The following is a 25,066-nucleotide window of genomic DNA, read 5'->3' on the forward strand; positions in this document are numbered from 1 at the left end:
AACAGCCATGAACAACAACACCAACAACAGCAACAGCAACGACTGGCAGGTGATCTGCCGCGTCGAGGACATCCCGGTGCTGGGTGCACGCCGCGTGGCGCGGCCGGTGGGCGTGGACGTCGCCGTGTTCCGCAACGCCGAGGACCAGGTCTTCGCGCTGCTGGACCGCTGTCCGCACAAGGGCGGCCCCTTGAGCCAGGGCATCGTGTTCGGCACCAGCGTGGCCTGCCCGCTGCACAACTGGGCCATCGGGCTGGACGACGGCTGCGCCAAGTCGCCCGATGAGGGGTGCACGCCGAGGTTTGCCGTGAAGGTCGAAGATGGCCAGGTCATGATGAACGTGGTCGAACTGAAGACGCATGCGCTCGACCTGGCGCCGCCTCGCGCCGGCCCCGGTGCCGCAACGGCCGACAAGCTGGGCGACGAAAGCTTCGACGTGCAGGCGCCGCACGGCAGCTAACGCGAAACCAAGGCACTACCCATGGAAGAAACTCGCTCCACCTGCCCTTACTGCGGCGTGGGCTGCGGTGTGATCATCGAATCCGATGGCGCGCAGATCACCGGCGTGCGGGGCGACCCGGACCATCCGGCCAACTTCGGGCGTCTGTGCACCAAGGGCTCGACGCTGCATCTCACGGCGACGGCCACGGTCACGCGACAGACGCGGCTGCTGCAGCCGATGCGGCGTGCCGAGCGCGGTGCCGAGCCGGCGCCCATCGCGTGGAACACCGCTCTCGACGATGCGGTCGGCAAGTTCGAGCAGGTCATCCGCGACCACGGCCCCGATGCCGTGGGCTTCTATGTCTCGGGCCAGCTGCTCACCGAGGACTACTACGTCTTCAACAAGCTCGCCAAGGGCCTGATCGGCACCAACAACATCGACACCAACTCGCGCCTGTGCATGAGCAGCGCGGTGGCCGGCTACAAGCAGACGCTGGGTGCCGACGCACCACCGGCCTGCTACGACGACCTGAAGCATGTGCAATGCCTTTTCATCGTGGGCAGCAATGCCGCGTGGGCGCACCCGATCCTGTTCCGCCGCATCGAGGATGCGAAGGCCGCGAACCCCGGGCTGAAGATCATCGTGGCCGATCCGCGCCGCACCGACACGGTCGAGATCGCCGACCTGTTCCTGCCGATCCAGCCTGGCACCGACGTCATGCTGTTCAACGGCATGCTGCACCTGATGCTGTGGGAAGGCTGGACCGACAACGGCTACATCGCGGCCCACACCAGCGGCTTCGATGCGCTGAAGACCACGGTGCGCGAATGCACGCCCGACAAGGTGGCGCAGATCTGCGGCATCTCGAAGGAAGACCTGCTCGCCGCGGCGCGCCTGTTCGCGACCTCGCCGGCCACGCTGAGCCTCTATTGCCAGGGCCTCAACCAGTCGTCCAGCGGTACCGCGAAGAATGCGGCGCTGATCAACCTGCACCTTGCCACCGGCCAGATCGGCAAGCCCGGCGCCGGCCCGTTCTCGCTCACGGGCCAGCCCAATGCGATGGGCGGACGCGAAGTGGGCGGCCTGGCCAACCTGCTGAGCGCGCACCGCGACCTGGCCAATCCCGCGCACCGCGCCGAGGTGGCGGCGCTGTGGAACGTGCCCTCGGTACCCGAAAAACCCGGCAAGACTGCGGTCGAGATGTTCCAGGCCGCGGCCGACGGCGAGATCCGCGCGCTGTGGATCGCCTGCACCAACCCCGCCCAGTCGATGCCCGACCAGGCCACGGTGCGCCGCGCCCTCGAGCGCGCCGAGTTCGTGGTGGTGCAGGAAGCCTTTTCGACCACCGCCACCTGCGCCTTCGCCGACCTGCTGCTGCCCGCCACCACCTGGGGAGAGAAGGAAGGTACCGTGACCAACAGTGAACGCCGCATCTCGCGCGTGCGGCCCGCTGTGGCGGCGCCCGGCGAGGCGCGGCACGACTGGTCGATCGCGGTCGACTTCGCACGGCGGCTCGAACAGCGGCTCGGCCGCACCTCCACGCTGTTTCCCTACGACAGCGCCGAACGGGTGTGGAACGAGCACCGCGAATCCACGCGCGGGCGCGACCTCGACATCACCGGCATGAGCTACGCGATGCTCGACACCGCGGGCCCGCAGCAATGGCCGCTGAAGGAAGGCGAGGCCACCGGCCGCGCACGCCTCTACGAAGACGGCATCTTCCCCACGCCGGACGGCCGCGCACGTTTCGTCGACACCGTCTACAAGCCGGTGGCCGAGGCGCGCGAGGCGCGCTATCCATTCTCGCTCAACACAGGCCGCCTGCGCGACCAGTGGCACGGCATGAGCCGCACCGGCACGGTCGGCCGCCTGTTCGGCCACGTGGCCGAGCCGGTGGTGCAGATGAACGCGCAGGACATGGCGCGCCGCCAGCTGAAGGACGGCGACCTCGTGCACCTCACCTCCAGGCGCGGCTCAATCCTGCTGCCCGCGCAGGCCAGCGCCGAGATCGGCCTGAGCCAGGCTTTCGTCGCCATGCACTGGGGCGAGGAATACCTGAGCGGCTGCTCGTCGACCGGCACGCCGCTGGCGGGCATCAACGCGCTGACCACCTCGGCCTACTGCCCCAGCTCGAAGCAGCCCGAACTCAAGCACACGCCGGTCAAGATCCTCAAGGCCGAGCTGCCGTGGTCGCTTCTGGCCATGGCCTGGCTGCCGCCCGACGCCGCGCTGGCCGCGCACCAGGCGCTCAAGCCGATGATGGCGATGTTTCCGTTTGCCACCTGCGTGCCGTTCTCGGGTAACACGCCGGGCGAGGAACGCAGCGGCATCCTGTTCCGCGCCGCCGCGCACGACGCGCCGGCCGATGAAACCATCGATCGCATCGAAGGCCTGCTCGGCCTGCGCGGCAGCGATGCCCTGCGCTACGCCGACCGCCGGCGCGGCCAGAGCCGCGTGGCACGGCTGGTGCGGCGCGCCGACGGCAACGCCGGCCTCGAAGCCTTCCTGCTGGGCGGCGACACCAGCGCCGAAGCCTGGATCGGCACCCTGCTGCGCGAGGAGATTCCGGCGCAAAGCTACGGCCGGCTGCTGCTGTCGCCGGGCGCGCGCGCGCCCGTGGCGGTGCAGTCGCGCGGACATCCGGTCTGCACCTGCTTCAACGTGACCGATCTGGCGATCCAGGCCGAACTGGGCCGCTGCACCGGCACGCCCGACGAGCGCCTGGCAGCCCTGCAGGGCACGCTGAAATGCGGTACCAACTGCGGCTCCTGCCTGCCCGAGCTCAAGCGCATGGTGCGCGCCACGCCGGCCGAAACCGTGGCGGAGGGTGCATAAGCCGACTCGCATTCCGGCATAAGCATTGCGGGACAATCGGCGCACCCATGGGAATCAGCCAATACATCAAGGAAATCGGCCGCGGCGCGCGAGGCGCCAAGCCGCTCACGCGCGAGCAGGCCACGGACCTGTTCGGCCAGGTGCTGGACGGCACCGTCACCGACCTGGAGATCGGCGGCTTTTGCCTTGCCATGCGCATCAAGGGCGAAACGCCCGAGGAGATGGCGGGTTTCCTCGATGCCACGCATGCGCGGCTCGATCATGTGCCCGCCGCCGATCGGCCGCTCATCGTGCTGCCGAGCTACAACGGCGCACGCCGGCTGCCGGTGCTCACGCCGCTGCTGGCGCTGCTGCTGGCCCGCGAAGGCCTGCCGGTGCTGGTGCATGGCAGCGCCACCGAAACCTCGCGCGTGCTGGCGTCGAACGTGCTGGAGGCGCTGGACGTGCCCGCGCTGTCGGCCATCCGCAAGATCCCCTGCGGCGAGGTGGGCTTTGCGCCGACCGAGCTGCTCAATCCCGCGCTCAAGCGGCTGCTCGACGTACGCCGCGTGGTCGGCCTGCGCAACCCTGGCCACAGCGTGGTCAAGCTGATGCAGCCGACCACCGGCCCTTGCGTGGTCGTGGCAAGCTACACCCATCCGGAATACGCACGGACCATGGGCGAGACCTTCGAGCTCATGGGCATGACCGCCCTGCTCTCGCGCGGCCTCGAGGGCGAAGTGGTGTCCGACCCGCGCCGCACCGCGCAGATCGACGGCTTCGTGCGCGGCGTGCGCAGCGAACTGCAGGCCCAGGAAAGTGGCACGTCGAGCGAGGTGCCGGGCCTGCCGAAAGAAATCGACGTCACGACCACGGCCGAATACACGCGACGTGTGCTGAATGGCGAGCTTCCCGTGCCGGAGGCCATCGCAACGCAGGTGAGGCATATCACGCAACTGGCATCCCACGCATGAACAAAGCCACTTCTTCATCCGCTGCCGGAAGCTGCACGCTGGTGGGCGCCGGTCCCGGCGACCCCGAACTGCTGACTCTCAAGGCCGTCAAGGCGATCCAGGCCGCGACCGTGCTGCTGGTGGACGACCTCGTGAGCGAGAGCATCCTGGCGTCGTATGCGCGGCCCGATGCACGCATCGTGCACGTGGGCAAGCGCGGCGGCTGCAAGAGCACGCCGCAGGCCTTCATCGAGCGGCTCATGATCACCGCGGTGCGCGAAGGCGAAACCGTGGTCCGGCTCAAGGGCGGCGACCCCTTCATCTTCGGCCGCGGCGGCGAAGAGGTCGAGCACCTGCGCGAGGCCGGCATCGAATGCACGGTGGTCAACGGCATCACGGCCGGCCTCGCGGCCGTCACCTCGCTGGGCGTGCCACTCACCCACCGCGACCATGCGCAGGGCGTGGTGTTCGTCACCGGCCACGCCAGGACCGGCGCCGGCGCGGCCGAAGACCCGACCGACTGGCGCGCCCTGGCCGCCACCGCGCACAGCGCGCGGCTCACGCTCGTGATCTACATGGGCGTGGCGGGCGCCGGCCACATCGAACGCGAACTGCTGCACGGCCTGCCCGGCGACACGCCCGTGGCCGTGGTGCAGCATGCGAGCCTGCCGAACCAGCGCCAGGTCGCGACCACGCTCGACAGGCTGCAGGCCGGCATTGCCGAAGCCGGCATCGCCAGCCCCGCGGTGATCGTGGTGGGCGACGTGCTGCGCGGACTCGCCGCAGCGGTGCTGCCGGCGGACGGGAACCGTTTCGGCACCTAGGCTTCTCAGAAACTCCCGACGAGCCCGAGCCGTGCGCGGAAGGCGGCGGCTTCCGGCGCAGGGCTCGCGCGCAGCACCACCGGCGTGCGGCTTCCGAGGCTGGCCACGAGGGCAATCCAGGCGATCGCCAGTTCGCCATCGGCTGCGGCCAGCCGCTGCTGGTCCAGCATCAGGCCCTGGAAGTCTTCCAGCATCTGGACTTCCGAAATCTCCCCGCGGCTCATGCGCGTTTTCGCGCGCTCGAACTCGGCCCTCGCCTCGCGCACCCGCCGGTTCGCGTCGAACGCCGCGTCGTTCGAGGCCTGCAGCCTTCGCAAGGCCTCGGCGACTTCCGCGCGGCCCTGCGCCACAGCCTGCGGGAAAAGCGGATAGCCGGGAAGACCCGCATCGGCCTGCGCATCGCTTTCGCCAGCGTCTTCCACGGCGTCGATGGTGCCTGCGAGCAAGGCCCGCGCCTCGATGCCGTACAGCGACGCCGCCAGCTGGATGTCGTCACGGTTGGCAAGCAGCGCGGCGGGCACGGCCTGCGGCAGCGAGGCCGCGAAACGCGGCAGCCTGCGCTTTGCAACCTCGTCGGCGATCGTCTGTTTCAGCGCCTCCGCGGGCAGGCCGCAGCGCGCGACGAGAAAGGCGAGGTTCGCTTCGCGCTGTGCATCGATCTTTTTCATCGCCGCCTCGGCGCCCGCCTCGCGGCGCTTCAGTTCCTTGCTGAAGTCGTCGTGCAGCGCGGGACTCGCGGCCATGAGCTGCGATTGCCGCCGCGCCGCCGCGCGCGCGTTGTCGATGTACGCCAGGTGCAGCGTCTGCACGAGCAGCGCAACATAGGCCGCCGAGACACCGATCTCGGCGGCCGGCGCATCCAGGCTCGCGCCCGCCGAAGGTGCCTCGCGGCCGGCATCGGCAATCAACGCGTTCAAGGTTTCGCTCTCGAAGGCCGACCACCAGGGCCGCGCCGCCGGCCGCAATGCCGACGCCGCGGGCGGCAGCTCCCGGCGCTCCAGGGCGGCGTGCGCGACGGCATGGCTCGCGCCCATGCCGGACCCGGCGCAGGCGATGCCCAGCGCGCCCACAAGCATCGCAACCATCGATCGACTCGCCATCATTCGCACGCTCCACGGGAATCGGAAAACCGCGATGGTTCCTCGCAAATTCGGAGAAATCGGAGAGGCGCGGCCGCCTGCGATCCATTGCATCCGTGCAACACAAGTTGCGATCGGTCGCGGTTCGGCAAGATTCCTCCCAGTTTGGGCGAAACCATTCACTCCGTCATCGGAAGAGCGCGCGTGTCGTTCGCGCCTGCCGTACACGGAGAGAACCCATGAAGATATGCCCGCGCTCCCCGAGCGCTTTGCGACTGCGGCGATGGATCGGCATTGCACTCGCCTCGCTGCTGTCGATGGCGGTGCAGGCGCAGAACGCCATCGAGGCCGTCACGAGCACGGCGAGGGCCGACGTGGAGCTGGTTCGCATCGACTTCACCCACCCGCTGGCCGCGCTGCCCACCGGCTTCGTCGTGCAGGAGCCGGCACGCATTGCGCTGGACTTTCCGGGCGTGGCCAATGCCGTGGGGCGTTCGGCCATCGAGTTCAACCTGGGCAACCTTCGCAGCGCCAACGTCGTGCAGGCCGGTGAACGCTCGCGTGTGGTGCTGAACCTCAAGCATGCGACGACCTACCAGGCGGAGATCCAGGGCCGCTCGCTGCTGGTCTCGTTGCAGTCCGGAACGGGCCAGCCGCCCCGGACATCGTCCACCGCCGGATTCGCCGAAGGCAGGGAGCGCCAGGTGACGCCGCTGCAGGACATCGATTTCCGGCGCGGCGGCGACGGCGCCGGCCGCGTGCTCATCGCGATGGGCAGCAGCCAGCTCGGCGTGGACGTGCGGCGGCAGGGCTCGACGCTGGTGGCAGAGTTCATGCGGGCCTCGCTGCCCGAGGCGCTGCGCCGCCGGCTCGATGTGTCGGACTTCGGCACGGCGGTCGAATCGGTGGTTGCGCAGCAGGTCGGGGACCGGGTCCGGCTCACGATCAATTCGCGCGGCGACTGGGAACAGAGCGCCTACCAGACGGACGAGCAGTTCGTCATCGAGGTGCGCTCGCGCAAAACCGATCCGGGCAAGCTGACCCAGGGCACCGGCTACACCGGCGAGAAGCTCACGCTCAACTTCCAGAGCGTCGACGTCCGCGCGCTGCTGCAGGTGATCGCCGACTTCACCGGCTTCAACGTGGTGACCTCCGACACGGTCTCCGGCGTGCTGACGCTGCGGCTCAAGGACGTGCCCTGGGACCAGGCACTGGAGGTCATCCTGCAGGCGAAGAACCTGGGGCTGCGAAAGAACGGCAGCATCCTCTGGATCGCGCCGCGGGACGAAATCAACGCCAAGGAAAAGATCGAGCTCGAAGCGCTGGCCGCGCTGGAGAACCTGGCGGCGCTTCGCACCCAGTCGTTCCAGCTCAACTACGCCAAGGCCGCCACGGTGGTGCAAAGCCTGACGGGCACCGGCAGCGCGGGCGGCAGCGGCGGCGCTTCGGCAACGCGCCTCCTGAGCACGCGCGGCAGCGCGATTGCGGAAGTCCGCACGAACCAGCTTTTCGTGACGGACACGCCGCAACGCCTGGCCGAGGTGAGCGAACTCATCCGCAAGCTGGACGTGCCGGTGCGGCAGGTGCTGATCGAGGCGCGGATCGTCGAGGCTTCGGACACCTTCGGGAAGTCGCTGGGCGTCAAGCTGGGCGGCGGGGCCATCGGCAAGAACAGCTCCTTCGGCACCAGCCCCACGGGCAGCGACAACAGCTTTACCTCGTACACCAGCAGCAACTTCGTGAACCTGCCGGCCGGCGACGCGGGCGGCACCGGCAGCAGCGCGGGAGCGTTTTCGCTGTCGCTGTTCAACTCGAGCTTCACGCGCATGCTGAACCTGGAGATCTCCGCGCTCGAGGCCGAAGGCAAGGGCCGGCTGGTGTCGAGCCCGCGGGTGGTGACGGCGGACCAGACCAAGGCGCTGATCGAACAGGGCGAAGAAATTCCCTACCAGCAGGCAACGTCGAGCGGGGCGACCTCCATCTCGTTCCGCAAGGCAGTGCTCAAGCTCGAGGTCACGCCGCAGATCACGCCCGAGGGCAACATCATCCTCACGCTCGACGTGAGCAAGGACACACGCGGCGTCAGCACCTCGGCCGGCCCGGCCATCAACACCAAGCATGTGCAGACGGAGGTGCTGGTCGAGAACGGCGGCACGGTGGTGATCGGGGGCATCTTCGAACTGACCGAGACCAACGACGAATCGCGCGTGCCGGTGCTCGGCGAGGTGCCTTACCTGGGCGCGCTGTTCCGCTCGCGCGAGCGGGTGGTGAACAAGGTCGAGATGCTGGTGTTCATCACGCCGAAGATGATTGCGCGCCAGAACGCCGCGCTTTAGCACCCAGGGTGGCATGGAGCGTGCTTAACGCCAGCATGCTCGCCTTCCGATCATTTCCTGCGCCCGGGGCCCTTCGATGACCGCCGCCGCGCCCCCGCCCGCCGCCGTCGAAGTCGTCGCGCTCAGCAAGCGCTACGCCGCGGGCATGCCCGCCGCCGTCGACCAGATCGACCTGCGCATCGCGAGCGGCAGCTACTGCTGCCTGCTGGGCCCCTCGGGCTGCGGCAAGAGCACCACGCTGCGCATGATCGCGGGCCACGAGTCGGTCACCAGCGGCGACATCCTGCTGGACAACCGCAACATCACCAACCTGCCCGCGGCCGCGCGCGGCACCGCGATGATGTTCCAGAGCTTCGCGCTGTTCCCGCACCTTTCGGCGCTCGATAACGTGGCCTTCAGCCTCAAGATGAAAGGCGTCGGCAAGGCCGAGCGACAGAAGCGCGCACGCGAGCTGCTCGAGCGCGTGGCGATGGGCCACCTGGCCGAGCGCAAGCCCGGCGAGCTCTCCGGCGGCCAGCAGCAGCGCGTGGCGCTCGCGCGGGCACTCATCACCGAGCCGCGCGTGCTGCTGCTCGACGAGCCGCTGTCGGCGCTCGATCCGTTCCTGCGCATCCAGATGCGCGCCGAACTGCGGCGCTGGCAGAAGGAACTGGGGTTGACCTTCGTCCACGTCACGCACTCGCAGGAAGAAGCGATGGCGCTGGCCAACACCATGGTGGTCATGAACCACGGCGTGATCGAGCAGGTCGGTTCGCCGCACCAGGTCTACAACCATCCGGCGAGCGAGTTCGTGGCGCGCTTCATGGGCGGCCACAACGTGTTCGACACGCCCGCCGGCCCGGTCGCCGTGCGCAATGACCACATGAAGATCGCCCTTGGCGATGCGAGCGACGGCATTGCCGCCACGGTCACCGACGTCGAGTACCAGGGCACTTACGTGCTGCTCGGCCTCGCGCTGCAGGACGCCGCACCCGGCCGTGGCAGCGTCTCGGTGCTGCTGGGCGAATCCGCCTTTCTTGCGAGCCCCCATGCGCCGGGCGATGCGGTGCGCCTGTCCTGGGCCGAGGCCGATGCGCGCGTACTCGGCCCCGGCGCCAAGCCGCCCGCCGAGCGGGCACCGGCGCCGGTCGGCAACGGCAGCAGCCTCGCGCGCGACGACCTGGCCGCGCTCGCGAGCATGCCGCTGTGAGCGCGCGGCCGCTCATGCATTGCCTGCATTTCCGTTTGTCTTTTTCCCCGTCCCTTCCCTTGTTTTTTTCCACGGAGACTCTTCCATGACCGACCCCATCGACTCGTCTGCCGGCCTCCAGCGTCGCACCCTGCTGCAAGGCACCGCCGGCATCCTGGCCACGGGCATCGCGCCCTTCGTGCACGCGCAGGAAAAGATCGTGCTGCGCTACCTGGGCACGGCGGTGAACCAGGACAAGGCCATTGCCGAGAAGTTCAAGGCCGACACCGGCATCGAGATCCAGTACGTGGCCGTGACCACCGACGACGTGACCAAGCGCGCCGTCACCGCGCCCAACAGCTTCGACCTGATCGACACCGAGTTCTTCTCGCTCAAGAAGATCGTGCCCACCGGCAACCTGAAGGGCATCGACACCAGGAAGATCAAGAACGCCGACAAGATCACCACGCTCTTCACCAAGGGCGAAGTCGCCGGCAAGGCGGTGGGCGACCAGGGCACCGCGCCCAAGAAGGTGATTTACCTCGAAGGCGAGAAGTCCAAGAAGTTCGCGACCGCGCCGACGCAGTTCATGTCGCTCATCCCGACGGTCTACAACGCCGACACGCTGGGCATCCGTCCCGACCTGATCAAGCGTCCCATCGGTTCCTGGGCCGAGCTTCTGAACCCCGAGTTCAAGGGCAAGGCCGCGATCCTGAACATTCCGTCGATCGGCATCATGGACGCCGCGATGGTGGTGGAGGCCAAGGGCATCCACAAGTACGCCGACAAGGGCAACATGACCAAGGCCGAGATCGACCTGACGATCAAGACTCTGATCGAAGCCAAGAAGGCCGGCCAGTTCCGCGCGCTGTGGAAGGACTTCAACGAGTCGGTCAACCTGATGGCCTCGGGCGAGGTGGTGATCCAGTCGATGTGGTCGCCGGCCGTCACCGCCGTGCGCACCAAGGGCATCGCCTGCAACTTCCAGCCGCTCAAGGAAGGCTACCGCGCCTGGGCCGCCGGCTTCGGCCTGCCGGCCACGCTGTCGGGCAAGAAGCTCGACGGCGCCTATGAATTCATCAACTGGTTCCTCGACGGCTGGGCCGGCGCCTACCTGAACCGCCAGGGCTACTACAGCGCCGTGCTCGACACCGCCAAGGCCAAGATGGAAGCCTACGAATGGGCCTACTGGATGGAAGGCAAGCCCGCCTCGCAGGACATCAAGAGCCCGAACGGCGACCTGCTGGCGAAGGCCGGCGCGGTGCGCGACGGCGGCAGCTACGAGCAGCGCATGGGCGGCATCGCCTGCTGGAACGCGGTGATGGACGAGAACGAATACATGGTCAGAAAGTGGAACGAGTTCGTCGCAGCCTGATCCCGTGAGCGCCCCCACCGCCAGCGCGCACGCGCCCAGTCCATCCGTCCACGCCGTCAAGGCCTGGTGGCAGGCCGCGCCGTTCGCGCTGGTGTTCCTGTTGTTCTTTTTGATTCCGCTGGCGCTGGTCGCCATGGTCAGCCTGTGGAACTTCAATGAGTACGAGCTGATCCCGGCGGTGACGCTGCGCAACTACCTGAGCCTGTTCGAGGGTTGTTCGCAGCTCACCGACAACGGCGACCTGTGCGTCACGCTCAACACCTACCTGAGCACCTTCAAGTTCTGCCTGCTGGTGTGGGGCATCACGCTGCTGGTCGGTTTTTCGGTGGCCTACTTTCTCGCGTTCCACGTGCGATCGCCGGGCATGCAGACGGCGCTGTTCGTGCTGTGCACCGTGCCCTTCTGGACCTCCAACGTGATCCGCATGATCTCGTGGGTGCCACTGCTGGGCCGCAACGGACTGGTCAACCAGATGCTGACGGGGCTCGACCTCGTCGACCAGCCGGTCGAGTGGCTGCTGTTCTCCAATTTCTCGGTGGTGCTTGCCTTCGTGCACCTCTACACGATGTTCATGATCGTACCGATCTTCAACAGCATGATGCGCATCGACCGCTCGCTGCTCGAAGCCGCCAGCGACGCGGGCGCCTCGGGCTGGCAGACGCTCTGGAACGTGGTGGTGCCGCTGTCGCGCACCGGCATCTTGATCGGCTCGATCTTCGTCATCACCATCGTGATGGGCGACTTCGTCACCATCGGCGTGATGGGCGGGCAGCAGATCGCATCGATCGGCAAGATCATCCAGGTGCAGACCTCGTACCTGCAGTTTCCGCTGGCCGCGGCCAACGCGGTGATCCTGCTGGCGGTGGTGCTGATGATCATCTGGGGGCTCACCCGGCTGGTCGATATTCGCAAGGAGCTCTGAATGAATCTGAGCTTCCGCGTTCGAATCGTGCTTGGTCGTTCGGGGCGCGCTCAGGTGCACCGGGCATCGGGTGCTCCCCGCAGCGAAATACAGGAGGAGCCGAAGGCGGGGGACATTCGCGCAGGGGAGTACCCGATGTTCTCGGCACTCGCCCTGAAGAAAGAAGACAAATGAGCCAACGCATCGGAGAACAACGCGCCCCCGGCTTCTGGCCCCTGGCGATCGTGTTCGCCCTCTTCGTGCTGTTCCTCTACGGCCCGATGATCACGATCTTCATCCTGAGCTTCCAGGGCCCCGAAGGCGGCCTGACCTTCCCCTTGCGCGGCGTCTCGCTGCACTGGTTCCACAAGCTGGCCGAGGGCCTGGGCACCGTCGACATCGGCGCGGCCTTCCGGCGTTCGCTGGCGCTGGGCGCGGTGGTCATGGGCTTCACCGTGGTGCTGTCGGTGCTGGCCGGGCTCGCGTTCCGCAAGAAGCTCAAGGGCAGCAACGCCCTGTTCTTCGTGACCGTGGCGAGCCTCATCATGCCGTCGATCATCATCTCGCTCGGCATCGGCCTGCAGTTCCGGCTGCTCGACACCGGCATCAAGAGCGTGCTCGCGGCGGTGGACGCCGCCACGCTGCTCGAAGGCTACGGCACCGCGCTCGGCCTGTTCAGTTCCGCGCTCGGCGCGCACCTCACCTGGACCCTGCCCTTCGGCCTGCTCATCATGTTCGCGGTGTTCAACCGCTTCAACCCGGCCTACGAGGAAGCCGCGCGCGACCTCGGCGCCACGCCGTGGCAGACCTTCCGCTTCGTGGTGCTGCCGCTGATCGGCCCGTCGATCGTCGGCATCGGCATGTTCGGCTTCACCCTGTCGTGGGACGAGATCGCCCGCACCTCGCAGGCCATCGGCGACGTCAACACGCTGCCGCTCGAACTGCAGGGCCTGACCTCGACCGTCACGACGCCTTCCATCTATGCGCTGGGGACGGTGACCACCGTCGTTTCGCTGCTGGTGATGGCCGTGGCGCTGGGCACGGCCGCGCTGCTGCGCCGGCGCGCCGTGCGGCCGCGCTGACACCGGAGACCGGCGGCCGCGTCTAGACCTTTTGGTCGACGTGAGCGTTTTCCTACAGCCGCCTAAAATCGCGCTCCAACAAAAGCGCAAGCGAGAGAGAGGCGGACATGCTCGACAAACTGAACGACTTCACGGGGAGCCACGGCCAGCTGCAGCGCGGCCGCGGCCTCGTCACCGGAACCATCGCCCTGAGCCTGGGCATCCTGTGCTTCCTTGGCGTGCTGGCCTTCCACTTTCCGCAGTACCTCACGACGCCCGAGCTGCGCAAGAGCTACAACGTCGACGTGATGCGCTTCATCCTGCTGGCGGCCATGGTCGTCTCGGGCGGCCTGGCGCTGGTGAACATCATCTTCAACCGCTCGCGCTGGCTCTCCTCGGCCGCCTTCCTGCTGGTGGCCGCGGCCGCGCTGCTGGGCGGGCACAAGGTGCCGGTGAACGACTTTGCCGACAACACGCCCTACATCGGCCTGGACTGGTTCATCCTGGACCTGCTGGGCTCCTCGCTGATCTTCATCTTCATCGAGAAGCTGTTCGCGCTGCGCAAGGACCAGCCGGTGTTCCGCGAGGAATGGCAGACCGACTTCCACCACTTCGTGGTCAACCACATGATCGTGGGCTTCGTGCTGCTGGCCACCAACCTGATGGTGCACAAGTTCTTCGGCTGGGCCGCCAACGACGGCATCCGCGGCTGGGTGGGCAACCTGCCGTTCTGGGCCGGGTTACTGCTGATCATCCTGGTGGCCGACCTGGTGCAGTACTGGACCCACCGCGCCTACCACGAGGTGCCGGTGCTGTGGCGCCTGCACGCCGTGCACCACAGCGTGAAGAGCATGGACTGGATGGCCGGCTCGCGCCAGCACATCCTCGAACTGCTGATCACGCGCACGCTGGTGCTGGCGCCCATCTACGTGCTGGGCTTCTCCAAGGAAGTGATCGACGCGTACATCGTGGTGGTGGGTTTCCAGGCGGTGTTCAACCACTGCAACGTGAGCGTGCGGCTCGGGCCGCTGCGCTACATCATCGTCACGCCCAACTTCCATCACTGGCACCACAGCCAGGACGTGGAGGCGCTCGACAAGAACTATTCGGCGCACTACGCCTTTCTCGACTATCTCTTCGGCACCGCGGTGAAGAGCACCAGGCTCTGGCCCGAGAAGTACGGCGTGCTCGGCGACTACGTGCCCAACGGCTTCTTCAAGCAATTGAAGTTCCCCTTCGTCTGGAAAGGATGATGCGGCGCCATCTCCGTGCGGCGGCGCTTGCGGCTGCCGCATTGCTGCTGCTGTCGGCCTGCGCCACCCGCGTCGACCTGCCGTCCAAAGACGCGGGCCTGCGCCTGCGCGTGCAAAGCTCGGTCATCGCCCCCGGCAACGGCGGCGAACTCATCGCGGCCGATGCCCTGCAGCCCGGGGACATCCTGCTGACCTCCATTGCCACGATCAATTCCTTCGGCATCCGGCTGGGCACCTTCTCGCCCGTGAGCCACGCCGTGCTCTACCTGGGCGACGGGCTGATCGCCGAGGCGGTTGGCAGCGGCGTGCGCGCGCGGCCGCTGGCCGACGTGGTGGACGAGGAACAGATGGTCGTGGCCTTTCGCGTGCCCGGGCTCGATGCCTCGGGTGCCCAGAAACTGCGCGCCTGGGCCAACTCGCAGGTGGGCATCCGCTACAACACCACCGGCGTGCTGCTGAATGCCCCTTTCGTGCTGAACCGGCGCCTGTGCGAGCTGCCGCTCGTTCCCTCCGCCGTCAGCCACTACTGCATCAGCGGCATGGCCATGGTGCAGCTGGGCGCGAGCCGCGACGACCAGTTCTTCTGCTCGCAGTTCGTGCTCGAGGCCTACCGGCGGGCCGGCCTGCCGATCACCGACGCCGACCCGCGCTGGGTCAGCCCGGCCGACCTGCTGCACATGCGCGAGGGCGACGTGCCCTCGATTGCCGCCACGCAGCCGCTGCGCTACGTGGGCCACCTCAAATACAACCCGCCGCCGCTGCTTGCCGCGGACGGCCCCTGACCGCCTTGAGCAATTCTTCCTCGGTTCAATTTTTCGACGTCGTCGTGGTCGGCGCGGGTGCCGCGGGCCTGTTCTGCGCGGCGCTGGCCGGCCAGCGCGGGCTCAAGGTGCTGCTGGTGGACCACAGCGAAAAGATCGCGGAAAAAATCCGCATCTCGGGCGGCGGACGTGCCAACTTCACCAACCGCGACCTCGACGTGCGCGCCCCGCAGCGCCACTTCATCGGCGACAACCCGAATTTCTGCCGCTCGGCGCTGTCGCGCTACGCGCCGCAGCAGTTCGTCGAGCTGGTGCGCAAGCACGGCATCGCCTTCCACGAGAAGCACAAGGGGCAGCTGTTCTGCGACGGCTCCTCGCAGCAGATCATCGACATGCTGCTGGCGGAGTGCGATGCGGGCAGCGTCACGTGCTGGCAGCCGTGCAAGCTGGGAAAGATCGTGTTCTCGGCTTCCGGAGCCGACACAACTGGCGCGGGCAGCTATCAGATCGATAGCACCAAGGGCCCCATCGAAACGCCCAGGCTGGTGGTCGCCACCGGAGGCCTGTCGATTCCGCAGATCGGCGCCAGCGATTTCGGCTACCGCCTGGCCGAGCAGTTCGGCCTGCGCGTCGTCACGCCGCGGCCGGCCCTGGTGCCGCTGACCTTCGGCGGCGAAGCCTGGACGCCGTATGCCGGACTGGCCGGGCTGGCGCTGCCGGTGCGCATCGAGACCGGGTCCAAGAAGGAAAAGATGGCCTTCCTCGAAGACCTGCTGTTCACCCACCGCGGCCTTTCCGGCCCGGCCGTGCTGCAGATTTCGAGCTATTGGAAGCCCGGCACCCCGCTCACGCTCGACTTCGCGCCCGGCGTGGAGGTGGCGCAAGCCCTGGGCGAAGCCAAGCTTCGCTCGAAGAAGCGCATCGCCAACGAGCTGGCCGCGCTGGTGCCCTCCCGGCTGGCGGATGCCTGGGTCGGGCAGGACCCGGCCCTGCAGCGCCCCGTCAACGAGGCCGCCGACAAGGCCCTGGCGGCGCTTTCCGAGCGCATTGCCCGCTGGCAGATCACCCCCAGCGGCACCGAGGGCTACAAAAAGGCCGAAGTCACCGCCGGCGGCGTCGACACCCGCGATCTGTCCTCCCAGACCATGGAATCGAAGCAGCCGGGCCTGTATTTCATCGGCGAAGTGGTCGATGTGACGGGTTGGCTGGGCGGGTACAACTTCCAATGGGCCTGGGCGAGTGCACATGCGTGCGCAACCGCGCTATAATCGCGGGCTAACTCTGGCCTTCCCTCAACGGCCGCAAAAATTTTTCAGTTGAGGAACCCCGGCTTGGGGCCTCGATCTCCCCGAGCCAAATTCAGTTCAACGATTCATCAATGACCACCATCCGCGTTAAAGAAAACGAGCCTTTCGACGTCGCCCTGCGCCGCTTCAAGCGCACCATCGAAAAGCTCGGCCTGCTGACCGACCTGCGTGCCCGCGAGTTCTACGAAAAGCCGACCGCCGAGCGCAAGCGCAAGAAGGCAGCCGCCGTCAAGCGCCACTACAAGCGCGTGCGCAGCATGCAGCTGCCCAAGAAGCTGTACTAAGCAACACTCCGGGCCCGGCCGTCGACGAAAGTCACCGCCAGCGCTCCGTTGCCCCAGCCGCGCCAGGGAAACCTGCCGCGGCTTTTGTTTTTTCCGAAAGGTTGTGCCGAATGACACTCAAAGAACAGATCACCGAAGACATGAAGACGGCGATGCGCGCCAAGGACGCGGAGCGCCTGGGCACCATCCGCCTGCTGCTGGCCGCGCTGAAGCAGAAGGAAGTGGACGAGCGCGTCGAGCTCGACGACGCCATGGTCATCGCCATCGTCGACAAGATGGTCAAGCAGCGCAAGGACTCGATCGCCGCGTTCACGACCGGCGGCCGCACCGACCTGGCCGACAAGGAAGCCGCCGAGATCAAGGTGCTCGAGGTCTACCTGCCGCAGCGCATGAGCGCCGACGAAGTGGCCGCCGAAGTGAAGGCCATCGTGGCCGAACTGGGCGCCAAGGGCCCCGGCGACATGGGCAAGGTGATGGGCGCGGTCAAGACCCGCCTCGCGGGCAAGGCCGACATGGGCCAGGTGAGCGCTGCGGTCAAGGCAGCTCTCGCGAGCGCCTGATGCACGCCGGCGGCGGCTGCGCCACCGCGATCCCGAAGGCCTGCGCCTGCCTGGTCGATGCTCGGGGCCGGCTGCTGGTGTTCCGCCATCCCGGCGACGGGAACATGCAGCTGCCCAAGGGCACCATCGAGCCCGGCGAATCGCCCGAGGTGGCGGTGCGCCGCGAGCTGCTGGAGGAATCGGGCATCGACCACGTCGGCGAACTGCATCCGCTCGGCACCCTCCAGCGCGATTGCGAAGCCGGCATCGAAGGCAATACGCTGCGCCACCCCCAGCTGTGGCATCTGTTCCTGATGCGCGCCGATGGCCCGTTGCCCGAAACCTTCGACCACGTGGCCATGGGCAGCCCCGAGGAAGACGGCCTGGTGTTCTCGTTCAGCTGGCTGGCGGCCGGCGACGGCATCGATAACTTCGCCCTGCCTTATCGGCAGGCCATTGCGCGCGTTCGCGCGGCCCTGCTCACAGCGTAGGGCACCGTCGGGTTCTTCGGGCTCACGCCAGCGCGCGAGCCACCATGTAGAGCCCCAGCAGTGCCAGCCCGGCCAGGAAGCAGCGCCTGAACACCGCCACCGGCAACCGCTTGCGCAACCAGGTGCCGATCGCCATGCCGCCGAGGGCCGGCACCAGCATCGCGAGCGATCCTCCCACCGCCGCCATCGGATAGCCGCCGTTGCCCGCGAGCCCGATGGCGAGCACCACGGTCGAGGTGGTGAACGAGATTCCCATCGCCTGGATCAGCGCGTCGCGCTGGAAGCGCAGGGCCTGCAGATAGGGCACGGCCGGCACCACGAACACGCCGGTCACCGCCGTGACCAACCCAGTGGCTGCGCCCACCACCGGCCCGAGCCAGCGCTCATGCGCCGCGGGCACATGCAGCTGCCGGCCCGTGAGCCCCCAGAGCGCATACGCCACCAGCGCCACCCCCAGCGCGATCGAAGCCCAGGTGCCCGCCGGCACGCCGAGCCACAGCGCGCCGCCCAGGGTGCCCGCCACGATGCCCGCCTGCATGCCGCCGATGCGGCGCAGCACCGGCCAGAAGCTCGCGCGCGGCCCGGTCTGCCAGAGGTTGGTGACCAGCGACGGCGCGATCAGCAGCGCCGCCGCGCGCACCGGCGGCATCCAGAGCGCGAGCAGCGCCATCGACACCGTCGGCAGCCCGAGCCCGATCACGCCCTTGATCACGCCGGCCAGGAGAAATACCAGGGCAGCCGCCGCCCAGTGGCCCGTTGCCAGTTCTGCCAGTTCGTTCGAAATCGTCATTGCGGCGCAGTCTGCCGGCCACATCCGCGCCTGGAAATGCGGCATTCGCGCAGCCGGCCTCAGGCACAGGCTGAGGCTCCCGTGCTACCTTGCGGCCTCACCATGCGATTCGATCTCACCGACCTGCGGCTTTTTCTCCATGTGGTCGAGGCCGGCAGCCTCACGGCCGGCGCGGCGCGCTCGCACATGACGCTCGCCTCGGCCAGCCAGCGCGTGCGCGGCATGGAAGACGCCCTCGGCAGCCCGCTGCTCACGCGCCACGCGCAGGGCGTGCGCCCCACCGAGGCCGGCCGCACGCTGCTGCACCATGCGCGCGTGGTGCTGCAGCAGATGGAGCGCCTGCGCGGCGAGCTCGGCGAGTACGGCCAGGGCCTCAAGGGCCACGTGCGGTTCATGTGCGGCACCTCGGCACTGACCGAGCACCTGCCCGAGGTGCTGAGCCGCTTTCTCATGCAGCATCCGCGCATCTCGGTCGACCTCGAGGAGCGCCCCAGCCCGGACACCGTCGACGCGCTGCGCGGCGGCCGGTGCGACATCGGCATCGTCTCGGACGCCATCGACACCGAGGGCCTCGAATGCCACCCGTTCCGCCGCGACGATCTGGTGCTGGTGATGCCGCGCGGCCATGCGCTGGCCGGACGGCGGCGCGTGATGCTGGCCGAGGTGATCGACAGCGAATTCGTCGGCCTGCCCGCCGACAGCGCACTGCAGCTGCTTCTGACGCAGCATGCACGCGCGCTCGGCAGGCACCTGGCCTATCGCGTGCGCGTGGGCAACTTCGAGGCCGTGTGCCGCATGGTCGAGCACGGCATCGGCGTGGGCATCGTGCCGCAGACGGCGGCCGAACGCTGCGCCCGCTCGATGAAGATCGCGCGCACCGCGCTCGGCGACACCTGGGCCGAGCGCACGCTGATGGCGTGCGTGCGCTCGTCGCAGGAACTGCCGCTCAATGCGCGGCGCATGCTCGAACACCTGGCGGCGCCGGTGGAACCAGCGGCGGCGAAGTAGCCGCGCCCTTCTCTTCCCCGCGGCGGCTCAGCGCCGAAGCACGGCGAGCAATTCCGCCATCTTTTGCAGCGCCGCTTCCGGCGTCGGCGCGATGTGGATCGAACAGGCCAGCATGAGATTCAGCGGCTGCCCGAAGTCCTCGACCGCAATGCCGCTGCCGTGCTCGCGCAGCACCCCGGCCGCATCCGGCGCGCACTGCAGCGCAGAGCGGGCGCGGTCCGCATAGCTGCCTGCGGGCACGCCATAGGCCACGACCGGAATCTGCAGCGCCACCGCGGCGCCAACCTCGAACACCGTGCCCGAATCGGGCTCCAGGCCGCGGAAGCACGCGAGGTTGGCCAGCACGCCATCGGCGCCGCGAAGGCGCTGCATGTTGGCCTGGTAGATCTGCCTTTCCGGCGCCTCTTCACCCGGTTCCTCGTTGCCGTCGGCCGGCAGCAAGGCCGCCAGCCCCAGCGCTTCGCAAGCCGCCGCGAGCCGCACGAAGTGGTCCCTGGCGTCGGGGCGAAAGACGTCCGGGCCGGCAAGGTAGATCCGCGGGCGCGTCGGGTTCTCGGGGGATGTGTCCATGAAGGGCACATCTTAGATTTTTGCTGCCCGTCGTACTACGATGGATGCACCATCACGACGAAGGAGCTGCCATGCCTCTCTATCTGATCGAGCGCAATTTCGCGGATCAACTCGAGGTCTCGCCCGAGGCCGCGGCCGGCATCATCCGCGTCAACGACGACGTCGGCGTGCGCTGGCTGTATTCGTTCCTCAGCGCCGACAAGAAGAAGACGTACTGCCTGTACGAAGCCCCCGGCATCGAGTTGATCCGCGAGGCGGCGCGGCGCAACGGACTGCCGGCCGACGTGGTGATCGAGGTCGACGAACTGCGCCCGCCGCCGCTGCCGGCCGACCTCGTATCGGCCTGACCGAACCGGCGGCGCGAGGCGTTCTGCGTCCGTTCATTTCGCCCGTGGGTCGTCCGCCGGATTGACGTAGGTGACGCCCCAGGGGCCGGTGCCGTGCAGCTGCACCACCGTTTCCTCGCTGGTCCAGGCGAAGTGCGGCGTCTTGGGCTGCAGGATCATCATGCCGCCCGCGACCACCGGCATCGACTTCTGCATGTCGAGCTTGTCGCCCAGGCCCATGTGGAAGGTGCCCGAGAGCACAGTCACCCGCTCGACGGCCGGATGCCAGTGCGACGGAATCCGGTAGTTGGCCGGCACCTTGATGCGCACCGTGAAAGGCACGGCCTCGCTCATGGGGCCTTCGATCACCGCGAGCTTCGCGCCGGGCGGCAGCGACGGAACGTCGGCCCATTTCAGGTCGGAGGGCGAGATCATCCGGTGGTCGCCGGACTGGGCCCAGCTGGTGGCGATGCCTGCGATCAGGGCTGCGCCGATCGCCCAGGCGGCAAATGGTTGGCGTGTCATGGTCAGGTTCCTTTCCGTGTCGCCGGCGAAGCGCCGCCGGGGCGTTGGCGAGATCGGCCGCTGCGTCTACAGCCGCACCACGTCGCCCTTCAACGAATAGAGAATCGCGACCACCTCGTTCTTTTCGGCCTGGTCGTAGCCGTTCTTGGTCATGGCCGCGACGATGTCGTCCATCGCGGCGACCAGTTCCTGTTCGCTGATGTTCATGCCCTTGTGGGCCGACACCAAGTCCTTGCCGGTGTAGCACTGCGGGCCGCCGCTGCCGGCACAGAGGAACTCGACGACGTGGCGCTCGACCTCGGCGCGGTTGCTGTTCGCGAAGCGGGAACGGATGAGCGGGTTGCTGTAGTGGTTCTCGACGACGTCGGTGACGAGCCGCTGGATGCGCTCCTCACCACCAAGTCGTTCGTACAGGGTTGCGGGCATGTGGGGCACTCCTTCGGGTTGAGGGCCCGGCGGCGCCGAGCCCGAGACCCGAAGTTAGGCTTCGGCGCGCGGCCGCGCATCGCCCGAATTGACCATTTCGGGCCGCGCCGCCCAAGCGCTCAGAGTTGCTCCCGGCCTTCGGCCGCGACGCGATGGCGGTGCGCCCAGGCCGCGGCTTCGGTGCGGCTGCGGCAGTCGGTCTTGGACAGGATGTGGCGCACGTGGTGCGCCACCGTGTGCGGGCTGATGAACAGGCGCTCGGCGATCGCCTGGTTGCTGCAGCCGGCGCAGAGCAGCCGCAGCACGGCGAGCTCGCGCCGGCTCAGGCCCTCGGGGGCCGAAGGCGTTGCCGCGCCGGCGCCTTCTAGTTCGCGCTGCAGCGCCTCGCAGCGCCGCGCCAGGCCGGCCATGCCCAGTTCGCGGCCGAGCGCGAGTGCCGCATCGAGCTGCGTGCTCGCAGCCGCTGCTTCGCCGCATGCGGCCAGCCAGCGCGCCCATTCGAAGCGGCTGTGCGCCAGCCAGGGGCGGCCGCCGCAGCGCTCGTCCAGGGCGACCGCAGCCTCCAGATGCGCCGCGGCGTTCGCATCGTCGCCGGCCAACGCGGCCAGCATGCCCCGGTAGCGGTCCACGGCACCGAAGCAGGCGATGTTGGTGCCGGTCACCACGTTGCGGCCGGCATAGGGCGCGAGCAGCCGGTACAGCAGCGCTGCGCGCGGCCGGTCGCCGAGGCGGGCGCAGACCTCGGCGGTGAAGACGATGTTGGTCAGCCACATGCCGTCGCGCGCAATGCCGGCAAAGCCGTCGCCCGCGAGCGCCTCGTAGGCCTCGCGGGCCGGCTCGTGCAGATCGAGTTCGGCGCAGATCAGCGCGAGGCCGGGCTGCCAGAGACTGTCGCGCGGCACGCTGCCGACCAGGCCGCGCAACACCGGCAGCACCTCGCCGAGGCGGCCCTGGTGCCGCCGCAGCACGAAGATCTGCAGGCTGTAGGCGCCCTGCGCGTTGCCGGGCAGGAAGCGCTGCCCGATCGTGAAGGTCTCGCCGGCCAGCCGCTCGGCATCCGCGAAGCGGCCTTCGTAGGCGGCGAGCAGCGTGAGGCTGGCCAGCCCCATGGCCTGCATGAAGGGCTGGCGGATCGCGTCCGCCACCCGCGCGTGGACCTGGGCCAGCGGGCGCGCCGCGTCGAGTTCTCCCTTCTCGACCAGGTCGCCGAAGTGCCAGCCGGTCAGCGCGTCGACCCATTCCATGTGGCCGGCACGCTCGGCCACCTCGAGTGCCTCGCGCGCGCAGCGCAGGCGCTCGTCGAGCTGGGCGGGATCGGCGCGCGCCGGCAGGATCGCCGCCAGCGCCTTGAACAGCGGCTGCGGCATCGCCAGCTCGCGCGCCAGTGCCACGGCGCGGCGCTGCGACGCGTTGGCCTGCGGCTGGCGGCCGCAGAAGATGCAGGCGCGGCACAGCGCGGCCAGCAGATCGACCCGCAGCGCGGCATCGAAGCCGTCTTCGCCCGCCAACGCCTCTTCGAGCAGGGCCGCTGCCTGCTCGCCCGGGCGGCTGATGCGCCAGCCGTTGTTCTCGAAGCCGAGCGCCGCCTGCGCGAACAGGTCCGCGTCGCCGAGCGTGCGCGCCAGCGTGGCCGCTTCGAGAAAGGTGACGGCACCGGCGTCGTTCTCGCCGGCGTGGGTCTGCACCGCGCCGAGCGCCAGCAGCAGCGCCCCATGGCGCGCACGCTCGGCCGGCAGCCAGCGCTCCTGCAGCTGCAACGCGAGCCGGTAGCAGCGCAGGGCCTCTTCGTACGCCATCAGCGCGACGGCCCGCGCGGCAGCCTGCTGCGCGATGTCCAGTGCACGCGCCGCGTTGCCCGCGGGCAGGGCCGCGGCCGCGTGGTAGGCCAGCTGCGCCAGCACCGCATCGAGGCCGCCGGCGTGGCGCGCCTCGAGCGACTCGGCGATGCGCCCGTGCAGCGCGACGCGGCGCGACGCGGGCAGCTCGTCGTACAGCACCTCGCGGATCAGCACGTGGCTGAACTGGTACTGCGGCCCGGGCGGCACGAGCTCGATGACGCGCTGCGCCAGCGCCTCGTCGAGCCTGCCCAGCAGTGCGGCCTCGCTGCCGGCGCCGGCCAGCTCGGCCAGGAGCGGCAGGTCGAAGTCGCGGCCGATGCACGCGGCGATCGCGAGCAGTTCGCAGCACGGCGCCGAGAGCTGGTTGAGCCGCTGGCCGATCACCGCGCGAATGCCGCTCGGCACGGTTTCGACCCGCGCCGCGGCGGCGTGCGGATCGTCGCCGCAGGGCCCCTGGTGCAGGAAACGCAGCGTCTCGACCAGGTACAGCGGATTGCCCTCGGTGCGGCGGTGCATGGTTGCGATGACGGCTGGCGGCGGCGTCACGGCGCTGGCCGCGGCGACCATCCGCTCGGTCTCGTCGAGGCTCAGGCCCTGCAGCGGCAGGCGGCAGAACTGCCGCGTGTTCAGCAGCTCGGCCAGGGTCGCGGCCAGCGGATGCTGGCGCGACAGGCCGGCCTCGCGGTAGGAGCCGAGCAGCAGGATGCGGGATTCGCCCACGTCCTGGGCGATGAAGGCCAGCAGCCGCAGCGACGATGCGTCGGCCCAGTGCAGGTTGTCCAGGACCAGCAGCAGCGGCCGCAACGCCGCCGCCTGGCGCCAGAAATGCGCGACCGCGGCAAACAGCCGGAAGCGTGCCTGGTCGCCCTCGCCGATCGCCGGCACCGCGGTGCCGGGGGGCAGCCGCTCGGCGAGTTCGGGCGCGATCTCGACCGCCGCGGCGGCCTCGCGGCCGAGCAGCGCGGGTAGGCGCTCGTCGCGGCAGGCCCGCAGGCAGGCCTGCATCGCGCGCGTCCACGGCAGGAAGGGCGGCGCGCCGGGTTCCTCGAGGCAGCGGCCCCACAGGGTCAGCATGCCGCGCCGCAGGGCCAGTGTTGCCACCTCCTGGGCCAGCCGCGTCTTGCCGATGCCGGCCTCGCCGCTCAGCATGACGACGCGGCCACGCCCGGCCAGCGCCCCGCCAAGCGCATCGTGCGCCAGCTGTAGCTCGCCGCGGCGGCCGACGAAGGGCTCGCTCGCGCCCGCGACGGCCGCTTTTGCGATCGGCGCTGCGCCGCAGGCCGGACATGGCGCATCGGTGTGCAGGCGTACACGCCCGCAGCGATGACAGCCCATCCGGTCCAGCGTAGCCATGCCGCTCCTTGTGCTTTGCCGGCCATGGGGGACCGGCAAGAGCGAGTCTGCGCGCGGCGAATGCTTATAGGACTTAGGACTTACGCCACGGTGAAGGGAGGCCGGGAGCCCGGCGGCCCCGGCTGCGATGCCCAGGCATCGCGGCGCGCGCGCAACACCCACGGCGTGGCCAGCAGAGCCAGCAGCCGCACCAGCGCAATCTCCTGCTGCGTCCAGCGCGCGCGCGTGCCCAGCACGTTGAAGGTGGCCGCACATCGGCCGTCTTCCAGCAGCGGCACATTCACCACCGCGCGCAGGCCCAGCGCGGCAATGAGCGCGTGGTCGTCGAACACCTCGGCCAGCGCCGTCTCGCCTTCACCGACGAAGACCTCGGCACGCAGCAGCAGTTGCTGCGTCCAGCGCGTGAGCCTCTTGCGCTTGCGGCCGGCCACCGGGTAGGCCTGCGGGTCGGACGACCAGAGGCGCTGCAGCTGCACTTCGTCGGGCGGATCGTCCGGGGCCGTCGCGTTCAGGTTCACCGTGAGCAGCCCCGGACCGAGTAGCGCCCGGCGCGCCGACTCGATGTGCCCCAGCGCGGCATCGACCGTGGCGGCCCGCGGCAGCGCGTCGCAGAGCCGTTCGCACACTTCGAGGGACAGCACC

General features: G+C 68.8%; 25 protein-coding genes. 18 read left to right on the forward strand and 7 right to left on the reverse strand.

What is annotated here, in order from left to right:
• Positions 1-7: 7 nt before the first annotated feature.
• The 4 genes from nirD to cobA are packed head-to-tail and all read left to right on the forward strand — an operon-like array spanning position 8 to position 5,033.
• Positions 8-460 carry a nitrite reductase small subunit NirD gene (nirD, locus tag VAPA_RS17945; protein ID WP_021008181.1) on the forward strand — a complete coding sequence of 151 codons (453 nt, stop codon included), beginning with the start codon at positions 8-10 and terminating at the stop codon, positions 458-460.
• Positions 461-481: 21 nt separating this feature from the next.
• On the forward strand, positions 482-3,277 hold the full coding sequence (locus VAPA_RS17950; RefSeq protein ID WP_021008182.1) for a nitrate reductase: 2,796 nt from the start codon (positions 482-484) through the stop codon (positions 3,275-3,277).
• Between the two features lie 47 nt (positions 3,278-3,324).
• A complete protein-coding gene (gene ybiB / locus VAPA_RS17955) occupies positions 3,325-4,230 on the forward strand; it encodes a DNA-binding protein YbiB (RefSeq protein ID WP_021008183.1) in 906 nt (301 codons plus the stop codon).
• Positions 4,227-5,033, forward strand: coding sequence for a uroporphyrinogen-III C-methyltransferase (gene cobA, locus VAPA_RS17960; protein WP_021008184.1), 807 nt, complete (start codon positions 4,227-4,229; stop codon positions 5,031-5,033). The genes ybiB and cobA overlap by 4 nt, the downstream gene beginning before the upstream one ends.
• Before the next feature lie 5 nt (positions 5,034-5,038).
• Here the strand turns inward: cobA and VAPA_RS17965 are convergent, their stop codons facing one another.
• Complete coding sequence (locus VAPA_RS17965; protein WP_041946153.1) at positions 5,039-6,118, reverse strand: hypothetical protein; 1,080 nt, start codon at positions 6,116-6,118, stop codon at positions 5,039-5,041.
• Between the two features lie 233 nt (positions 6,119-6,351).
• Here VAPA_RS17965 and pilQ point away from each other — a divergent pair, with 233 nt between their 5' ends.
• From pilQ to VAPA_RS18020, 12 genes are all read left to right on the forward strand, one after another.
• The gene (gene pilQ, locus VAPA_RS17970; protein ID WP_021008186.1) at positions 6,352-8,448 is read left to right on the forward strand and encodes a type IV pilus secretin family protein; all 2,097 of its coding nucleotides are present in this window, start codon (positions 6,352-6,354) and stop codon (positions 8,446-8,448) included.
• A 76-nt stretch (positions 8,449-8,524) separates the two neighbouring features.
• Positions 8,525-9,637: an ABC transporter ATP-binding protein gene (locus VAPA_RS17975; RefSeq protein ID WP_021008187.1), complete on the forward strand. Its 1,113-nt coding sequence runs from the start codon at positions 8,525-8,527 to the stop codon at positions 9,635-9,637.
• Between the two features lie 85 nt (positions 9,638-9,722).
• The gene (locus tag VAPA_RS17980; protein WP_021008188.1) at positions 9,723-10,991 is read left to right on the forward strand and encodes an ABC transporter substrate-binding protein; all 1,269 of its coding nucleotides are present in this window, start codon (positions 9,723-9,725) and stop codon (positions 10,989-10,991) included.
• 4 nt (positions 10,992-10,995) lie between these two features.
• Positions 10,996-11,913, forward strand: a complete 918-nt coding sequence (locus tag VAPA_RS17985) for an ABC transporter permease (protein ID WP_021008189.1) — start codon at positions 10,996-10,998, stop codon at positions 11,911-11,913.
• Entirely contained in the window at positions 11,914-12,087 is a 174-nt protein-coding gene (locus VAPA_RS34515; RefSeq protein ID WP_155248081.1) for a hypothetical protein, read from the forward strand.
• Positions 12,084-12,974 carry an ABC transporter permease gene (locus VAPA_RS17990; protein ID WP_021008190.1) on the forward strand — a complete coding sequence of 297 codons (891 nt, stop codon included), beginning with the start codon at positions 12,084-12,086 and terminating at the stop codon, positions 12,972-12,974. The genes VAPA_RS34515 and VAPA_RS17990 overlap by 4 nt, the downstream gene beginning before the upstream one ends.
• Positions 12,975-13,081: 107 nt before the next feature.
• Complete coding sequence (locus VAPA_RS17995; protein WP_021008191.1) at positions 13,082-14,206, forward strand: sterol desaturase family protein; 1,125 nt, start codon at positions 13,082-13,084, stop codon at positions 14,204-14,206.
• A complete protein-coding gene (locus tag VAPA_RS18000) occupies positions 14,203-14,988 on the forward strand; it encodes a YaeF family permuted papain-like enzyme (RefSeq protein WP_021008192.1) in 786 nt (261 codons plus the stop codon). Before VAPA_RS17995 ends, VAPA_RS18000 begins: the two co-directional genes overlap by 4 nt.
• A gap of 5 nt (positions 14,989-14,993) precedes the next feature.
• On the forward strand, positions 14,994-16,235 hold the full coding sequence (locus VAPA_RS18005; protein ID WP_021008193.1) for a BaiN/RdsA family NAD(P)/FAD-dependent oxidoreductase: 1,242 nt from the start codon (positions 14,994-14,996) through the stop codon (positions 16,233-16,235).
• A gap of 110 nt (positions 16,236-16,345) precedes the next feature.
• Positions 16,346-16,558 (forward strand): 30S ribosomal protein S21, encoded by a 213-nt coding sequence (rpsU, locus tag VAPA_RS18010; RefSeq protein WP_007833691.1) that lies wholly within the window; start codon positions 16,346-16,348, stop codon positions 16,556-16,558.
• Between the two features lie 110 nt (positions 16,559-16,668).
• Positions 16,669-17,118 (forward strand): GatB/YqeY domain-containing protein, encoded by a 450-nt coding sequence (locus tag VAPA_RS18015; protein WP_021008194.1) that lies wholly within the window; start codon positions 16,669-16,671, stop codon positions 17,116-17,118.
• A complete protein-coding gene (locus VAPA_RS18020; protein WP_021008195.1) occupies positions 17,118-17,588 on the forward strand; it encodes an NUDIX domain-containing protein in 471 nt (156 codons plus the stop codon). The genes VAPA_RS18015 and VAPA_RS18020 overlap by 1 nt, the downstream gene beginning before the upstream one ends.
• A gap of 22 nt (positions 17,589-17,610) precedes the next feature.
• Here VAPA_RS18020 and VAPA_RS18025 read toward each other — a convergent pair whose 3' ends face one another.
• The gene (locus VAPA_RS18025; RefSeq protein ID WP_196232514.1) at positions 17,611-18,378 is read right to left on the reverse strand and encodes a sulfite exporter TauE/SafE family protein; all 768 of its coding nucleotides are present in this window, start codon (positions 18,376-18,378) and stop codon (positions 17,611-17,613) included.
• A 102-nt stretch (positions 18,379-18,480) separates the two neighbouring features.
• On the opposite strand from VAPA_RS18025, the gene VAPA_RS18030 reads away from it, so the two are divergent.
• Entirely contained in the window at positions 18,481-19,386 is a 906-nt protein-coding gene (locus tag VAPA_RS18030) for a LysR family transcriptional regulator (protein ID WP_021008197.1), read from the forward strand.
• Between the two features lie 27 nt (positions 19,387-19,413).
• On the opposite strand, the gene VAPA_RS18035 is transcribed toward VAPA_RS18030, so the two are convergent.
• Positions 19,414-19,956 carry a nucleoside 2-deoxyribosyltransferase gene (locus VAPA_RS18035; RefSeq protein WP_021008198.1) on the reverse strand — a complete coding sequence of 181 codons (543 nt, stop codon included), beginning with the start codon at positions 19,954-19,956 and terminating at the stop codon, positions 19,414-19,416.
• Between the two features lie 71 nt (positions 19,957-20,027).
• Between VAPA_RS18035 and VAPA_RS18040 the strand changes: the two genes are divergently transcribed.
• A complete protein-coding gene (locus tag VAPA_RS18040) occupies positions 20,028-20,303 on the forward strand; it encodes a DUF4242 domain-containing protein (RefSeq protein ID WP_021008199.1) in 276 nt (91 codons plus the stop codon).
• A gap of 33 nt (positions 20,304-20,336) precedes the next feature.
• Here VAPA_RS18040 and VAPA_RS18045 read toward each other — a convergent pair whose 3' ends face one another.
• The 4 genes from VAPA_RS18045 to VAPA_RS18060 form a co-directional block, all read right to left on the reverse strand.
• A complete protein-coding gene (locus tag VAPA_RS18045) occupies positions 20,337-20,807 on the reverse strand; it encodes a cupin domain-containing protein (protein ID WP_021008200.1) in 471 nt (156 codons plus the stop codon).
• A 66-nt stretch (positions 20,808-20,873) separates the two neighbouring features.
• Positions 20,874-21,233, reverse strand: a complete 360-nt coding sequence (locus tag VAPA_RS18050; protein ID WP_021008201.1) for a group I truncated hemoglobin — start codon at positions 21,231-21,233, stop codon at positions 20,874-20,876.
• A 119-nt stretch (positions 21,234-21,352) separates the two neighbouring features.
• Positions 21,353-24,424 (reverse strand): helix-turn-helix transcriptional regulator, encoded by a 3,072-nt coding sequence (locus VAPA_RS18055; RefSeq protein WP_021008202.1) that lies wholly within the window; start codon positions 24,422-24,424, stop codon positions 21,353-21,355.
• Positions 24,425-24,504: 80 nt separating this feature from the next.
• Complete coding sequence (locus VAPA_RS18060) at positions 24,505-25,065, reverse strand: GAF domain-containing protein (protein ID WP_230558890.1); 561 nt, start codon at positions 25,063-25,065, stop codon at positions 24,505-24,507.
• Between the last annotated feature and the right edge of the window lies 1 nt (position 25,066).

This window comes from Variovorax paradoxus B4 (assembly GCF_000463015.1).
Taxonomy (GTDB): Bacteria; Pseudomonadota; Gammaproteobacteria; order Burkholderiales; family Burkholderiaceae_C; genus Variovorax; species Variovorax paradoxus_E.